Origin of the sequence: Streptomyces sp. GSL17-111 (genome assembly GCF_037911585.1) — a bacterium.
In the GTDB taxonomy this organism is placed as follows: Bacteria; Actinomycetota; Actinomycetes; order Streptomycetales; family Streptomycetaceae; genus Streptomyces.
On record NZ_JBAJNS010000001.1, the window covers coordinates 4,678,307 to 4,695,517 of the forward strand.

The following is a 17,211-nucleotide window of genomic DNA, read 5'->3' on the forward strand; positions in this document are numbered from 1 at the left end:
GCGTCCGGGGGTTGTTCCGGCCATCACCCCGGTGGCTAGGATGAGCCCTGTCTGACCAGCAGCTTGGCAGGCCGTTGCGATGGCGCTGTGCCGGGTGCGGATCGCGGAGGGGGAACATGGGCACGGAGGACCGACGTGCGCTGGCACCGGAGCTGTCCCGGGAGCTGCGGCGGCTGCGGAAGGCCAGGGGTCTCACGCTCGCCGCGCTCGCACGCCGCACCAGCTACAGCAAGTCCTCCTGGGAGCGCTACCTCAACGCCAAGGCCCTGCCGCCCGAGCAGGCCGTCATCGCCTTCGCCCGCACCACCGGCGCCAGCCCGCACGCGCTGCTGGCGCTGCGCGGTCTGGCGGAGCGGTCCGCCGCCGCGGAGGACGTCGACGCGGAGCCCGGGCAGGCCGAGGGCGACGCCGTCCGGGCCGAGGCCCCGGAGGACAACCGGGACGGAGAACAGGGTGACGCGGCCGACGGGGTGGCCGCGTCCCCGGTGGACGCGTCACCCGACGAAGCGCCGCCGACGCGCGCCGACGTCCCGGAGCGGGACCACACGCCGCGCACGGCGCCCGAACCGGCGCACGAACCCGCGTCCACCGGCGGGGCCGGCCCGGTGGCCCGGCTCCGCCGGTGGCCCCGGGCCGGCGTGATCGCGGCCGTCGCCGGGGTCGCCGTCCTGAGCTTCGCCGCCGGGTTGCTGCTGGGCCGGTTGCCCGGCGGGTCGGAGGAGACCGGGACGTCCGGAACGGCCGACGCGGTCGGGGCGATCGGGACGGGCGAGGAGGGCAGCCCCCAACTGCCGGGCTGCACCGACTTCGAGTGCCGGGCGCAGGACCCGCAGCGCCTCGGCTGCCACATCGGTGTCTGGACGGCTGCCCTCACCGTCGTCGAGGGGGCACACGTCGAGCTGCGCTACAGTCCCGCCTGCCGCGCCGCCTGGTCCCGGGTCACCGAGGCCGAGGTCGGGGACGTCGCCCGGGTCGAGGGGGAGGACGGCGTCGCCCAGGAGCGCGCGATCCGGTACGACGGGGACACCTACTCACCGATGATCGAGGCCCCCTTCCCCGGGGCGGTGCGGGCCTGCGCGCTGCTGCTGGACGGGCGGGAGGTCTGTACGGACCGGGGCGGGAACTCCCCGCTGCCGGTGGAGCCCGAGGACGAGTCCGTGCGCGACGGCTGATCCCGCCCCACCGTGCGGACGCCCCCTCCGGCGTCCGCACGGTCGGCGGGCCCCGGCGGCTCAGCCGTGGTAGGTGGCGTCCCAGTGGCTGCCCTCACGGGCGTAGACGTCGCCGGTGCCGGCCCGGTAGAGCGCTGCTCCGTCGGAGCGCTGGCCGAGGTAGGTGAAGGTGCCGGTGATGTAGGAGCTGACGCAGGAGTACGGCGCGAAGTCGATCTTGTAGCCGTTCCAGTGGCTGTAGGTGCCGCTCGCGTGGCCGGTCTCGGTGCCGCCCGTGATGTGCACCGAGCAGCCGCTCGCCCGCTTGAGCGCGATGACGCCCTCGGCGCTGGTGCGGCGGAGCTGGTCGAACGAGGTGCAGGTGCGGGTGTACCGGTCCGAGCAGTTGCCCGAGGAGGACCAGGCGATCCCCGCCGAGGTGAACATCGACGCGGCCTGGCTGTGCGTCAGCTTCTCGTCCGAGCCGCCGGAGCCGCCGTCGGAGACCAGGGCGCGCCAGGTGTTCGGGCCGATGACCCCGTCCACGGACAGCCCCTCGGCGTCCTGGAAGTCCCGGGTGGCGGCGTCCGTGCCGGGGCCGAAGTCGCCGTCCACGGCCAGACCGTGGCCGTGGGTGTTGAGCAGGACCTGGGCCGCCTTCACGGCGCTGCCGTCGCTGCCGCTGGACACCGTGACGACGAGCTCGGGCCAGGTGGCCGGTCCGACGTACCCGTCGGTGGTGATCCCCTGGGCGCTCTGGAACTCCTCGACCTTCGCCGTCGTGGCGGGGCCGAAGTCGCCGTCCGCCGTGGTGCCGTGGCCGTGCGCGGTGAGCAGGTGCTGGACGGCGGTCACGCGCGGGCCGGTGCTGCCGTCGCCGAGCACGGGCCAGTCGGCCGCCTGCGCGGTGGGAGCGGAGAGCAACGTCGCGAGGACGGCGGTCAGTACCGCCGCGACGACGGCGGGGAGGCGTCTCATGCGCACTTCCTTCTTCGCGGATTTCTTCAGAACGCGGCTCAGTCTCGACGACCCGTTCGGGGCCCCCGCCGTCCCGATGTCAACGCGGGAAAACGAGGGACGGAAAGTTCCCTACCCAGCCGCTGACCTGCGAGGACGACGCTCCGCACGGGATGCTGCCGGGACGTGGGACGGCGTCGGCCGGGACAGGGGCGAACGGCCCGCCGCCGGGACGCGGGGAACGGCCGGACGCGGGTCGCACAGCGGGCCGCGTGAGGGTCGTTCGACCGTCACCGCACCGTGAGAAGCCCCTGTACGTTCCTCACGCCGCGTCCACTCCTCGCCTCCCCCCACGCGAACGACGTGGACCCGTGGTCCCACCCGCCTCCGCGCCGCAGCTCTGTGTGCGGCGGTCGGCCGACGTCGTCCCGGGCCGTGCCGGTCCGGGCCGTGCACGGCCGCCGCAACCGAGGGGCGGGCCCGCCACACACCCTTTCCGCCTGCCCGCGCACGGTCCGGCGTGCGCGGGGCCCGCCCCCGTCCGCGACGGACCGGCCCCACCGACCGAGGGAGTTGCTGACCTTCCATGGCACACAGACCAGGCCCGAGCCGCAGGCTCAGACGGGCAGCGGCGGCGCTGCTGTCGGTGGTGGTCCTCGCGGTGGCCGTTCCGTCGGGCACCGCCGCGACCCCACCGGTCGCCTCCGCCGACACCTGCTACACCTGGGACCGGACGCTGAGCCAGGGCATGTCGGGCGAGGACGTCACCGAACTCCAGGTGCGGGTGGCGGGCTACCCCGGATACGGTCAGACCCTCACCGTCGACGGTGAGTTCGGCCCCGCGACCGAAGCGGCCGTCAGGCGCTTCCAGGCGGCCTACGGGCTGGACGCCGACGGCATCGCCGGCGCGCAGACCTTCGACCGGATCTACGAACTCCAGAGCGCCGACTGCTCCCCGGCGCACTTCACCTTCAGCGAGCTCAACCGCTGCAACGACGACTACAGCGGCGGCGTCGTCGGCGCCGAGGAGGCCCGCGAGAACACCAAGCGCGTCATGTGGAAGCTGGAGGCGCTGCGGCACGCGCTCGGCGACCAGCCCATCACCGTGACCGACGGGTTCCGCTCGGCGGCGTGCAACACCGACCAGGGCGGCGCGGCCGACAGCCGCCACCTGTACGGCGACGCGGCCGACCTCGCCGCGCAGCCGCACGCGCTGTGCACCCTGGCCGAGCAGGCCCGCCACCACGGCTTCACCGGCGTCGTCGGCCCCGAGGACGCCGCCGGGGACGACGGGCACACCGCGCGCCTGCACCTCGACGGCCGGGCCGAGCGCACCTGGTCCGCCCCGGTCTGCGCCACCACGGACTTCAACGGTGACGGCGTGCAGGACACCGCGATCGCCGACCCGGAGGCCGAGGTCTCCGGTGAACGGGGCGCCGGGTTGGTCCGGATCGTCCACGGCGGCGGCGAGGGCACCGCCGAGCTCTCCCGCGCCACCCCGGGCATCCCCGGGGACGCGCAGTCGGGCGAGGGCTACGGCAGCGCGCTCGCGGTCTACGACGAGAACCAGGACGGCTACGACGACCTGGTGATCGGCGTCCCCCACGCGGACGTCTCGGGCCAGGCCGACGCCGGCGTCGTGCACGTCGTGTACGGCGGCCCGGACGGCCTGGGCTCGGGCGGGGCCACGCGCGAGCTCGTCCAGGGCCAGGGCGACGGCAGCGTCGGCGCCTCGGCGGCCGAGGCGGGCGACTGGTTCGGCTACGCGCTCGCCGCCGGGGAGACCGTCCAGGGCGAGCCCTACCTGCTGATCGGCGTGCCGGGCGAGGACCTCGGCTCCGTGCGGGACGCCGGCTCCGCCCACTACCTGCGCGGCGGCGTGAACGTGGCGGTGCACCAGGACAAGCCCGGCGTCGCCGGAGTCGTCGAGCCCGACGACCGGTTCGGGTACGCGGTGGCCGCCACCGGCCACCACCTCGCGATCGGCGCGCCCGGCGAGGCCATCGGGGCGGAGGCGTTCTCCGGGGGCACGCAGGTCCTCAGCCACACCCTCGGCGGGGACGGCATCCCGACCCCGCTGACCGGCCTGGACCAGAACAGCGAGGGCGTCAGCGGCGCCGCCGAGCCGGGCGACCGGTTCGGCGCGGCGCTGGCGATGACCGCGTACCGGCCCGAGGGGGAGAAGTCCCCCAGCCACTCGGTGATCGCCGTGGGGGTGCCCGGGGAGAACATCGCCGGGGCCGAGGCGGCGGGCCGGGTCGTGCTGCTGGAGGTCACGGCGTCCGGTGCCGTCGAGCAGCGCGGCGAGCTCAGCCAGGACGTCGCGGACGTCATCGGGGACAGCGAGGCGGGCGACCAGTTCGGCCAGCACCTCGCCCTGGTGAACCTCGCCCCGCACGCCCCCGCGAACGCCGAGAGCGTGACGGTGGCGGTCGGCGTCCCCGGTGAGGACCTGGCGGGCATCCGGGACACCGGCGCCGTCCAGGTCTTCTCCCTGGCCGGCGCACCGGGCGCGAGCGACCGGTGGATCCAGGCCGGCCGGATGGGGCTGCCCGGGCCGTACGGCCTGCGGGAGTACGTCGGTTCCAGCCTGTTCGCCACGACCGGCCACCTCCACATCGCCACGCCCTACGGCACGGCCGAGCGGCACGGCGTCCACGCCCTGCCGTGGGCCAACGTCCTCGCGGACGGGAGCGAGCCGGCCGTGACGTGGCAGCCCGGCGAGGGCGGTCTGCCCGCCGAGCGGCGGGCGTTCGGCGCGGTGGTGCGCTGATGACCGGCGAAGCCCCCCGAGACCCCCGTGACGACACCGCGACGACCCCGGGAAGCACCCCAGTGACCAGACAGCGACCGACGGGCCACCGGCGCGGGCGGTTCGGCGGCCGGATGCGCACCGCGCTGACGGCCGCCACCACCCTCGCCGTCCTCGGCACCGGCATGACCACCCTGCCCGCCCAGCCCCCGACCGCTCCCGCCGCCGACCGGGCGTCGGCGGCCGAGCGGGAGGCCCGCGCCGAGGCGACGGAGAGCGGGGAACGCGTGCAGGTGACGGAGCTGAACGAGGAGCGCCGCACGGTCTTAGCCAACCCCGACGGCACCTTCACCGCCATCGAGTACACCGAGCCCGTCCGCACCGTGCGGGACGGCGCCTGGATCGACGTCGACGCGACGCTGACCCGGCGGGAGGCCGGCGGCTGGTCGCCGAAGGCGTCCACCGTGGAGCTGGAGTTCTCCGGCGGCGGGGACGGCCCCTTCGCCCGGATGCGCACGGCCGGGCGGGAGTTCTCGCTGACGTGGCCCGGCGGGGAGCTGCCCGAGCCGCGCGTCGACGGGGACAGCGCGACGTACGAGGAGGTGCTGCCCGGCGTCGACCTGGTCGCCCGGGCCGAGATCGACGGCATGGGTCACCTGCTCGTCGTCAAGTCCGCCGAGGCCGCCGCCCAGCCGGAGCTGGAGCGGATCGAGATGGGGCTCGGCACCCAGGGGCTGAAGGTCGAGGAGGACGCCTCCGGCGCCCTGCGCGTGGTGGACTCGGCGGTCGGCGGCACGGTCTTCGAGGCCGGCGCGCCGGTGATGTGGGACGCCGCCGCACCGCACGGCTCCGACACCACGACCGGCTCCGGCGCCACCCCGGCGTCCGTCACCCCGGCGTCCGCCACCGCGACACCGGCCGCCCTGCGGTCCGACGACGCCGCCGAGGACGCCGCGCTGCGCGGCCCGGGGGACGGCGGCCGGACGGCACCGGTGGACATCGAGGTCACCGACGGGGCGATGGCCCTCGTCCCCGACCGGGACCTGCTCACCGGCGAGGACACCGTCTTCCCCGTCGTCATCGACCCGATCCAGAAGACCGTGCACCGCTCGGCCTGGACGAACGTGATGTCGGGCAAGCCCTCCGCGCAGAGCTGGAAGTACTCCGGCGACCAGGGCGTCGGCCGGTGCCCGACCAACTACAACCCGGTGGGCTGCAACGGGATCGGGGTGCGTCGGGCGCTGTTCACCATGCCGGTGTCCGGCTTCCGGGGCAAGCAGATCCTGGGGGCCACCTTCTCGGCCCGCGTGGCCCACGTGTACTGGGCCGACGCGAGCGCCGAACCGATCCGCCTGTACCGGATCGGCGGGAAGAACTACAAGGTCACCTCGAACAGCGACTGGTCCAACACCAAGGACGACTGGGACGACTATCTGGCGACGGTGGACCGGAAGATCTCGCCGACGTCCTGCTCCGGTCAGGCCAATCTCCACTTCGAGGGCGGCGAGCTGACCAGCGAGGTGCAGACCGCGGCCGACGGCGACTGGTCCTCCCTCTCCCTCGGCCTGCGCACCACGGACGAGGGCCGCTACGAGGAGTGGAAGCGCGTCTGCGGCAAGGCGTACCTGTCGGTGCGGTACAACACCGCGCCCGAGCAGGTCGACCACACGCTGATGTCCTCCGACCCCGGCGGCGCCTGCGTCTGGGGCGAGGACCGCCCCTACGTCGAGCGGCCGCCCGTCCTGCGCGCCGAGGCCCGCGACCCCGACCACACCTCGTCGCGCACCGACAAGGTCAAGATGCGGTTCAAGGTGGCCTGGCAGGACGCCTCCGGAGACGAGGAGTCCTACACCTACGACACGCCCTACAAAGCACCCAACCCCGGCACGACCTTCTCCCACGAAGTCCGGGAGACCATCCCGGAGAACGCCGTCGTCTACTGGTCCGCACGGGCCTACGACGGTGACGCGTGGGGCCCGTGGAGCTACGACGGCAGCCCGCAGCGCTGCGAGTTCGTCTACGACACCACCCGGCCGGGAGCACCCGACGTCGACTCCGAGCAGTACCCGGACGACGGGATCTGGCACCACGGCGTCGGCACGCCCGGCACCTTCACCTTCACCCCGAACCCCGACGACGCCGGGCCCGACAGCGACGTCGTGGAGTACCGCTACGCCTTCGACGGCGAGCCCATGCAGGCCCTCGCCCCCGAACAGCCCGGCGGCCCCGCCTCGGTGACCCGCACCCCGCAGACCGCCGGCCGGCACTGGGTGACCGTGGAGGCCTACGACAAGGCGAACAACTCCAGCACCCGGGCGCAGTACGAGTTCCTCGTCACCGACGGCGAACCGGCCGCCGGGCAGTGGAACCTGGCCGACACACCGGGCGCACCGGACGCGCACGACGAGTCCGGCCGCCACCCGGCGACCGCCGGCGACGGCGTCACCCTCGGGGTCCCGGGCCCCGGCAGCCACGCCGACTACGCCGCACGTCTGGACGGCACCGGCGACGCCTACCTGGACGCCGGTGACACCGTGGTCGACACCGCCGAGGGCTTCACCGTCAGCGCCTGGGCCCGCCCGGCGTCCCTGGACCGGGACATGACGGTCGTCAGCCAGGACGGCACCGGCGAACCCGGCTTCGTCCTCGGCTTCGACGCGGCGGCCGGGAGCTGGACCTTCTCCACCCCCGTCTCCGACGTCGACTCGCTCGGCCGCTGGGAGGTCAGCGCCGACGTCACCCCCGTCGCGGACCAGTGGACGCTGCTGACCGGCGTCTACGACGCCCAGGCCCCCGGCGGCCCCGAACTGCGGCTGTACGTGGACGACCAGGACCAGGGCAGCGTCACCCGGCACTCGCCCTGGAGGTCCTACGGCCCGCTGCAGATCGGCCGCTCCCTGGACCGCACCGGCTACCGCGACCACTTCCACGGCGACCTGGCCGAGGTGCGGGCCTTCACCCGCGTCCTGCCCGCCGCGCAGGTGGCCGAGCTGATCACCGTCAAGGCCCAGCGCGCGGGCTACTGGATGCTGGACGACGCGGCCGACGGCACGTCACCCAACGTCCACGACGGCGGAGCGCCGCTGGAGCTGGCCGGGAACGCGGCGATCTACCGGCCCGCCGACCCGCTCTTCGACGAGGCGGCGCTCGTGGGCGACGGGCACCTGGAGCTCGACGGCTCCGGAGGCCACGCGACCACCGCCACCCCGCCCGTCGGCGGCGACTCCAGCTTCACCGTCGCCGTCCGGGCCCAGCCCACCACGCTCGACCCGGAGCGCTCCCAGACCGTCATCTCGCTGCCGGGCGCCGCGGCCGACCGGTTCGCGGTGCGCTACCAGGCCGAGACCGGCCAGTGGGAGCTGGAGGTGGCCGAGGAGGACACCGCCGGAGCGGCCACCGTGACCGTCACCGACGACCAGCAGCTGCCGACCACCGGCGGCTCCGGCCACCACCTGGCCGTCGTCTACGACGCGTTCGCCAACGAGCTGCGGCTCTACGTCCAGGGCCAGCTCGCCGACACGGCCATCGCCACCGACACCACGTTGTGGCAGGCCACCGGCGGCCTCCAGGTCGGCCGCTCGGCACTTGACGGCGGCAGCGAGCACTTCGCGGGAGCCCTGGACGAGGTCCGGGTCTACGCGGGCGCCGCCGACCCCGCCGCCGTCCGGCACATGGCGTCCCTGACCGCCACGCCGGACCTCTGACGCGCCCCGGGCGCCGCCGGGACCGGAAGCACCGGTCCCGGCGCGCGCCCGGACCCGCGCCATCGCCTCCGTACCGCCCCGCACAGGCAACCCAGGGAGTGGAGACCCAGTGAAGTCCCTCAGAGGACGCTTGCCCGACCGGCGCGTCCCACGCCGCGCGAAGGTCCCGATCGCCGTCGGGCTGAGCCTCGCCGTGGCCACCGGTCTGGTGCAGTTCGTCGCCTTCGACGACACCGGCGACGGCCGGCCCGACGTCCAGAGCTCCGGCGACCCCGCCGAGGGGAGGAACGCCGAGGCGAAGCCCCGCGCCTCCGACCCGGCGCGGGACGCCGCCGTCACGACCCTGGAGGACGCCGACTGGCCGCACGCCGCCAGCGCCTCCGTGCCCGTCGGTGAACGGGACGGTTCCGGCAAGGCCACCGTGATCGGCGGCCTCCCCGTCACGGTCACGGCCGCCGACGCCGACGCCGCCGACCCCGCCAAGGTCACCGTCTCCTCGCTCGGCCGCGAACGGGCCGCCGAGACGGGCAGCGCGGCCCTGCTCAAGGTCGCCCGCGCGGACGGCGAGGCCGACCCCGCTTCCGTGGAACTGACGCTCGACTACGGCGAGTTCGCCGAAGCCTACGGCGGCGGCTACGGCGCCCGGCTGCGCCTCGTCCAGCTCCCCGAGTGCGCCACACACGCCACCCCCGGCAGCGCGGAGTGCCCGGAGCTTCCCGAGCCGCTGCCCACCCGCAACGACGTCGCGGGCCACACCCTGACCGCCACCGTGGAGGCCCACGGAGCCCGGGACGGCCTCTCCACCCAGGCCGGGGAGCCCGCACGGCTGCTGGCCGTCAGCGCGGGCGACTCCTCCGCCCAGGGCGACTACAAGGCCACCAAGCTCTCGCCCTCGGCGGAGTGGTCGGTGGCCAAGTCCTCCGGCGGGTTCTCCTGGAGCTACCCGTTCCGGACGGTGCCGACGCCGGGCGGGCTGAAGCCGAGCATCGGGCTCAGCTACTCCTCGCAGGCCGTGGACGGCCAGACCTCGGCCACCAACAACCAGGGCTCCTGGATCGGTGAGGGCTTCTCCTTCGAACCGGGCTACATCGAGCGCCGCTACAAGCCCTGCGCCGACGACGGCCACGACACCTCCGCCGAGCAGTGCTGGGCCTTCGACAACGCCACCATGATGCTCGACGGCGCCTCCGGTGAGCTGATCAAGGACGACGACACCGGCGAGTGGCACCTCACCGGCGAGAACGGCGCCCGGATCGAGAAGCTCACCGGCGCCTCCAACGGCGACGACAACGGTGAGCACTGGAAGGTCACCACCACCGACGGCACCGAGTACTACTTCGGGCTCAACCGCCGCCCCGGCTGGTCCTCCGGCGACGAGCAGACCCACTCCACCTGGACGACCCCCGTCTTCGGCGACGACTCCGGCGAGCCCTGCTACGACGCGACCTTCGCCGACGCCCACTGCCAGCAGGCCTGGCGCTGGAACCTGGACTACGTCAAGGACACGCACGGCAACGTGATGTCCTACCTGTACGGCAAGGAGACCAACCACTACGCGCTGAACGGGAAGACGGACGTCGACGGGACGTCCTACACCCGCGGCGGCTACCTCAAGCGCGTCGACTACGGCCAGCGCGACGGAGAGGTCTTCACCACCGACCCCGCCGCCCGCGTCGTCTTCACCACCGCCGAGCGCTGCCTGCCCACCGACGACTTCGACTGCGCGGCGAGCAAGTTCACCGACGACAACGCCGAGCACTGGCCCGACACCCCCGTGGACCGGTACTGCAAGGCCGGCACGGAGTGCGACGCCAGCCAGGCGTCCGCCACCTTCTGGACGCGCAAGCGGCTCACCGGCATCACCACCCAGATGCACACCGGTGACGGCTCCTACCAGGACGTGGACGCCTGGACGTTCACGCACCTGTTCACCGACAACGGCGACGACTCCAAGACGCTGTGGCTCTCGAAGATCGACCACGAGGGCAAGGTCGACGGCAGCGCGGAGCTGCCCGCCCTGGAGCTCCAGGGCGAACAGCTCGTCAACCGCGTGGACGCGGACGGCGACAACATCGCCCCCTTCCACCGCTTCCGCCTCAGCTCCGTCCTCACCGAGACCGGCACCCAGCTCGACGTCAACTACGCGCCCACCGAGTGCACCGCCGACGCGCTGCCCGAGCCCGGTGAGCAGACCAAGCGCTGCTACCCCGTGCGCTGGGCCCCGCCCGGCCACATCGACCCGATCACCGACTGGTTCCACAAGTACGTCGTCGCCGAGATCATCCAGACCGACCGCACCGGCGGCGCCCGCGACCTCGTCACCCGCTACGACTACCAGGGCCCGGCCGGCTGGCGGCACGGCGAGAAGGACGGCATCACCGACGAGGAGATGCTGACCTGGGACCAGTGGCAGGGCTACGGCAAGGTCACCGTCACCAGCGGCGACGGCCAGACCATGCCCACCCGGATCGACTACACCTTCCTCCAGGGCCTCGACGGCGACAAGAAGCCCGGCGGCGGCACCCGCACCGAAAGCGTCACCGACTCCACCGGCACGAGCTACACCGGGCACAAGGAGTACACCGGCTTCGAGCTGGAAGCGGCCACCTACGACGGCGACGAGGTCGTCGCCAAGACCATCAGCGAGCCGTGGAAGCACGTCACCGCGACCCAGACCAAGCCGTGGAAGACGACGAGGGCCACCCTCGTCCGGCCACAGACCAGCCGCGGCTTCAAGGCACTCGCCGACGGCAGTTGGCGCGAGACGAAGTCCACGACCACGTTCGACACGTCCGTCCGCAGCGGCCGTGCCACGCGGATCGAGGAACTCGGCGACCTCTCCACCACCGACGACGACACCTGCACCCGGCTGTGGTACGCGGACAACCCCGACAAGAACATGTACGAGGTGCCGTCGCGCAGCGAGAAGGTGGCGGTCGACTGCTCGACCACCCCGGACCGCACGACGGACGTCCTCGCGGACGAGCGCACCGCCTACGACGGCGGCGACGTCGGTGACGCCCCCACCAAGGGCGACCCCACCACCACCGAGCGGCTGACGTCCCACGACGGCACCACCGCCACCTACCAGGCCACCGGCACCACCGCCTACGACGCCTTCGGCCGCCCCACCTCCCAGACCGACGCGGGCGGCGCGACCACCACCACCGAGTACACCGACGTCCACGGCCTCATCGCGAAGACCGAGGTCACCAACGCGCTCGGGCACGTCACCACCACCGACTACGCCCCCGCCTGGGGCCAGTCCCGGGGCCAGACCGACCCCAACGGGCAGCGCACCGACCTGGCGTACGACCCGCTCGGCCGCCTGGTCTCGGTGTGGATGCCGGACCGGGACACGAGCCAGTCCCCGAGCATCAAGTACAGCTACGACATCAGCCGGGACGAGCCCGTCGCCGTCAGGACCGAGAAGCTGGAGATCGGCGGCACCTACGGTGTCGAGTACCAGCTCTACGACGGCCTCCTCCGCCCCCGGCAGAAGCAGACCGAGGGCCCCGACGGCACCCGCATGGTCGCCGACGCCCACTACGACGGCACCGGAAAGGTCTGGAAGACCTCCGCCACCTACAACGCCGCAGGCACTCCCTCGTCGGAGCTGCTGCTCGTCTCCGACGGGGAGGTCGGCGCCCAGACGCTCCACGAGTACGACGGTCTGGGACGGCCGACGCGGCAGACGTTCGCCGTCGCCGGGGTGGAGCAGTGGAGCTCCACCACCGACTACGACGGCCAGTACACCCACGTCGACCCGCCCGAGGGCGGCGTGCCGACCACGACCGTCACCAACGCGGCGGGCCAGACCACCGAGGTGTGGCACTGGGACGGCCCCACCCCGAACCCGGGCGGCGGAGCCGGACCGGGCAACGGCTACGACACCACGGCCTACACCTTCACCCCGGCCGGGCGACTGGAGACCGTCACCGACGCGGAGGGCAACACCTGGCGGTACGAGTACGACCAGCTGGGCCGCAAGGTCAAGAGCATCGACCCGGACGCGGGCACCTCCACGATGGTCTACGACGAGCTGGACCAGCTCGTCTCGAGCACCGACGCCCGTGGCGAGAAGACCTCCACCGTCTACGACGTACTCGGCCGCCCCACCACCACCTGGGAGGGCGACCCGGAGACCGGCACCAGACTGACCGAGACCCGCTACGACCGCGAGGGCTGGCTCGGCCAGGCGTACGCCTCGCTGCGCTACACCGGGGACGGCGACGAGTACTTCGGCTCCGTCGTCCAGTCCATGGACGAGTTCTACCGGCCACTGAAGACCGCCCACCGCGTGCCCGACTCCGAAGGGGCCCTCGCGGGCGTCTACACCTTCACCCAGAGCTACAACCGCGACGGCACCCTCCAGAGCACCGGAATGCCCGCCGCCGGTGGGTTGGAGGCGGAGTCACTCGCCTACGACTACGACGAACTCCAGCGCGCGACCGGCCTGTCGGGCAACGACACGCCCTACGTCGAGGAGACGACGTACTCGCCGACCAGCCTCCTCCAGCAACTCGCCCTGAACATGGACGACGGGGAGACGCTGTGGCAGACCTTCGACTACGAGAAGGGCACCGACCGGCTCACCCGCTCACTGCTCGACGCGTCCACGCAGGAGACCCCGCTCCGCTCGGCGGACTACTCCTACGACGCGGCGGGCAACATCCTGTCCATCGCGGACCGCGCGGGCGTCGCCCCCGACGTCCAGTGCTTCGCCTACGACACCGGCCGACGCCTGTCCGAGGCGTGGACCCCGGCGGCCGACACCCAGACGGCCGCCGGCTCCGGCACCGTCAGCGGCCAGCTGGACGGCAGCAGCCCGTCCGCCTGTGACGCCGCCCCCGGCGCCGCCCCTCTCGGCGGCCCGGCGCCCTACTGGTCGTCCTACACGGTCGACTCCATCGGCAACCGCACCCAGGAGGTCCAGCACGACACCGGCCTCGACCCGGCCCAGGACACCACCCGCACCTACACCTACGGCGAGGGCGACGCCGGTCCCCACGCGGTCACCAAGGTCGTCGAGGACGGCCCCACCGTGGACCAGCAGTCCACCTACGCCTACGACGCGACCGGCAACACCACCGAGCGCGTCATCGGCGGCGACACCCAGACCCTGGAGTGGAACGCCGAAGGCAAGCTGACCCGGACCACCGAGGCCGGCGGCGACGAGGCGAGCTACGTCTACAACGCCGGCGGCGACCGCGTCCTGCGGCGCGACGCCACGTCCACCACGGTGTACCTGCCCGGCATGGAGCTGCGGCTCGCCAACGGCTCGACCACCGTCGAAGCCACCCGCTACTACGCGTTCGCGGGCCAGACCATCGCCGTCCGCACCGACGACGGCACGCTCTCCTACCTCGCCGACGACCACCAGGGCACCGCCCAGTTGGCCGTCGACGCCGCGACCGGCCAGGTATCTCAGCGCCGCTTCAACCCCTACGGCCAGGACCGGGGTTCCCCCACCGGCCAGTGGCCGGGCGAGAAGGGCTACGTCGGCGGCACGATCGACCGCCAGACCGGCCTCACTCACATAGGAGCACGTCAGTACGACTCCGAACTGGGCAAGTTCATCTCGGTCGACCCGATCATCGACTACACCGACCCGCAGCAGGTCAACGGCTACGCCTACGCCAACAACAGCCCGGTCACCAACTCCGACCCGTCGGGTCTGCTGCTCATCGGTGGCGGCGGTGGCGGTAGCAGTAGCGGAACCTTCGTCGATGGGTGGGCCATCGCCCTCGGTCTTGGGAATGGCCGTGGCCACGAGTCCACTGAGGTCCGCGAGGCCCAGGACGACGTCAACCGGGCCCAGAGCAACTACAACGCCGCCCGGCAGCAGACCGTCGACGCCGCCAAGGAACTCGTCGAGATCGCCAAGGACATCCTCGGCATCAACGCGGCGATGGACTGCTTCTCCAGCGGCGACCTGGCAGCCTGCGGCGAGACCGCGCTCAACATCGCCGGCACCTTCGTCGGCGGCCTGGCGGGCAAGATCCTCGCCAAGTACGGCGCACCCTGGCAGTGGGCGAAGGGCGCCCGCATGGTCAAACGCGTCTGGGGTCTCCTGGGCGACCTGACCTCGGGCGTCAAGGGGATGTGGAAGCACTCCAAGACGCTCAGCAAGGCCAAGGACAAACTCAGTGCCGCCAGAAAGAAGGCGAGCAAGAACCGCTCGGAAGGCCGCTCCGAACCCGAAGGCGCCGACCGCCCGTCCAGAGCGGAGAGCCCGGACGGCCCGGAGGGCGGTAGCTGCGCGACGAACAGCTTCGTCCCCGGCACCCGCGTCCTCATGGCCGACGGGTCCACGAAGCCGATCGAGGACGTGGAGCTCGGTGACAAGGTCATCGCCACCGATCCGGGGACGGGCGAGACCGAAGTCGAAACCGTCACGGCGGAGATCACCGGCTCGGGAGCCAAGAACCTCGTCAAGGTCACCCTCGACCTCGACGGCGAAAAGGGCGAGGAGACGGCCTCCGTCACCGCGACCGACGGCCACCCGTTCTGGGTCCCCGAACTGGACGAGTGGATCGACGCGACCGAGCTCCGGTCCGGCCAGTGGCTCCAGACCAGCGCGGGCACCCACGTCCAGATCACCGCGGTCGAACGCTGGACCCAGCAGGCCACCGTCCACAACCTCACCGTCACGGACCTCCACACGTACTACGTGCAGGTGGGTTCAGCCTCAGCACTTGCTCACAACTGCAAGAAGAACGTCACCGCCTACCACTACACGTCCAAGAAAAGCTTCAACAAGATTATGGGCAGCGGCAAGGAATCCATCACTCTCAGGGCTTCAAGTCCGTCGAAGGGAAACCCGCGCGGTGTTTATGTCACGGGTATGGGGCCCTCGGACGTCCTGAAGAAGCGCGGCGGATTCAAGTCTTACCTCGGGCTAACCAAGGAGAAGTCCGAGTACATGATTGAGTTCGAAACCTGCGCTTGCTCTGTAGGGGGAAGACTGCCAGGTGGACGGCAACACGTCTGGTATGCACCTGGTGATCTCAGTATTGCGAGAGCGGCCATCCGGTACGCTGGCCGAGTGAACCGGTAGCGGGGTGAAAAGAGTGGACATCACAGGGTTTTCCACAGAGTTCATTGTGGGAGGTGACTTCGTGGACGTCGTCCGGAGGTTCTCCTTCGGGTTGCGCGACAGGTGGCCTCAGCACTTGGTGAACGAAGAAAAATGTGACCGCTTCGACTTCGAAGCACTGCGGGAGCAGGTTCTCGCCGAGTCGGCCGACGTCGTCACGTTCTCGCGCGATCAAGCGATGGAAGCCTTCTGGGAGGAGAACGGCTACGCTGTGGACCCTGCGGGAGAGGGGCCTGTTGGTCTCCTGTACCGAGTTGAGGAGAAGGTCCTCCTGAACGCTGCCCAGGGGAGTTCTTCCGAGCGGGGCTATGCCTGGACGGGTTGCGTGAGTCTTCCTGTCGGCACTTACGTCTCCCTCATGACCCCCGATGATCCGGCCGAGTGCGCGTTCTCCGAATGGGTGCGCGGTAGGTTCTGTGCTGCGCAGTTCCCTGAAGACTCCTCCGGAGGCTCTCTGTCGTCCTGAGGGTGTGCTCAGTGTGGTGGTGTCGCGCTGTGGTGTTTGCGGCGCGGCACCACCACATTCACTTGCCATGTTCGCGCCCCGTGTCGAGCCGTTCCCGTCGGGCTCAGGGGGTGGTGGCGGTGCGCGGCGGGGTGAAGGCGCCCCAGTGGCCGTCGGGGAGCTTGGCTCGGACCTTGACCGCGTGCCGGGCCCCCCAGACGAGCGTCGCGGCGAACTCCCCGTCGAGGTGGATCTCGTAGGTGGTGGTTGAGCCGTCGGTCACGCTGTGGATCGCGGTGCCGCCTTGGAGGACGTCGTAGGACGTCACGCCGGTGTCGTCGGTCGCCTCCCGCCAGGTGAGGGTGGCCGCCCGGGAGCCGTCCGCCCGCGCCCGCAGGTCCTCCGGCCGCGTCGGAGGCTTCTCGTCCGGCCGGTCGGGGAGCGTCGTGACGGTGACCTCCCTGCTGAACGGTGAGAGGCTGCCGTCCCCGTCCTCGGCCCGGACGGTGAAGGTGTACTCGGAGGAGGGCCGCAGCCCGTCGACGTCCACCATGTACGTCTCGCCGGGCACCCGCGCGACGCGCTCCCTGTCGCAATGGACCTCGGGCAGCGGAACGTCGACGACCTCGCGCGCCGATGCACGGAAGGCCCTCGTCACCGTCGGCCAGGAGAGGTGCAGGTCGCGGGCCGCCTGGATGACCGTGGAGCCGGCATCGCGCACCCGGCGCCCGGCCGCCTGGCGCAGCCGGGTGGTGATCCGTGCCCCGGCCGGTATCTGGGCGACGCTCTCGGTGAACGACGTCCTCGGGCACGTCGGCTCGCGGCACCACCAGCGGCGCTTGTGCCACAACAGCACCAGCCCGTGCTCCCCGTAGGGAAGATCCCGAGGACGGGTCCGGGCTGTGCCCTTCACCTTCCAGGCGAAGGCGCCGCACTCCGGGCAGGCGCGAGCCGCTTCCTCCGCCGTGGCCAGATGCACCCGGCGGGTGCCGTCCTCAAGCCGCTCGACCCGTATGACGGACACCCCGTCGAGGTCGAGCAGCAACGTCGCTTCGTTGGGCAAGCCCGTGGCTCCTGCTTGATCTCTCCCCGGAGAACAGAAC

7 protein-coding genes and 1 pseudogene are annotated in these 17,211 nt (G+C 72.2%); 5 read left to right on the forward strand and 3 right to left on the reverse strand.

Annotated elements, in window-relative coordinates; all coding sequences use genetic code 11:
* Positions 1-116: 116 nt before the first annotated feature.
* On the forward strand, positions 117-1,172 hold the full coding sequence (locus tag V6D49_RS20900; RefSeq protein ID WP_340561874.1) for a helix-turn-helix domain-containing protein: 1,056 nt from the start codon (positions 117-119) through the stop codon (positions 1,170-1,172).
* 60 nt (positions 1,173-1,232) lie between these two features.
* Here V6D49_RS20900 and V6D49_RS26250 read toward each other — a convergent pair whose 3' ends face one another.
* Both V6D49_RS26250 and V6D49_RS26255 read right to left on the reverse strand, forming a co-directional pair.
* Positions 1,233-1,841, reverse strand: coding sequence for a peptidoglycan-binding domain-containing protein (locus V6D49_RS26250; protein WP_445330655.1), 609 nt, complete (start codon positions 1,839-1,841; stop codon positions 1,233-1,235).
* Positions 1,842-1,871: 30 nt separating this feature from the next.
* Positions 1,872-2,129, reverse strand: a pseudogene (locus tag V6D49_RS26255) (peptidoglycan-binding domain-containing protein); the annotation flags it as partial.
* A 565-nt stretch (positions 2,130-2,694) separates the two neighbouring features.
* Between V6D49_RS26255 and V6D49_RS20915 the strand changes: the two are divergent.
* The 4 genes from V6D49_RS20915 (at position 2,695) to V6D49_RS20930 (ending at position 16,129) form a co-directional block, all read left to right on the forward strand.
* Complete coding sequence (locus V6D49_RS20915; protein ID WP_340561875.1) at positions 2,695-4,881, forward strand: D-Ala-D-Ala carboxypeptidase family metallohydrolase; 2,187 nt, start codon at positions 2,695-2,697, stop codon at positions 4,879-4,881.
* 62 nt (positions 4,882-4,943) lie between these two features.
* A complete protein-coding gene (locus V6D49_RS20920) occupies positions 4,944-8,564 on the forward strand; it encodes a LamG domain-containing protein (protein WP_340561876.1) in 3,621 nt (1,206 codons plus the stop codon).
* A gap of 130 nt (positions 8,565-8,694) precedes the next feature.
* Positions 8,695-15,624, forward strand: coding sequence for an RHS repeat-associated core domain-containing protein (locus tag V6D49_RS20925; RefSeq protein ID WP_340561878.1), 6,930 nt, complete (start codon positions 8,695-8,697; stop codon positions 15,622-15,624).
* A gap of 13 nt (positions 15,625-15,637) precedes the next feature.
* Complete coding sequence (locus V6D49_RS20930) at positions 15,638-16,129, forward strand: hypothetical protein (RefSeq protein ID WP_340561879.1); 492 nt, start codon at positions 15,638-15,640, stop codon at positions 16,127-16,129.
* Positions 16,130-16,232: 103 nt separating this feature from the next.
* Here the strand turns inward: V6D49_RS20930 and V6D49_RS20935 are convergent, their stop codons facing one another.
* A complete protein-coding gene (locus V6D49_RS20935; RefSeq protein ID WP_340561881.1) occupies positions 16,233-17,171 on the reverse strand; it encodes a transposase family protein in 939 nt (312 codons plus the stop codon).
* Positions 17,172-17,211 lie beyond the last annotated feature (40 nt).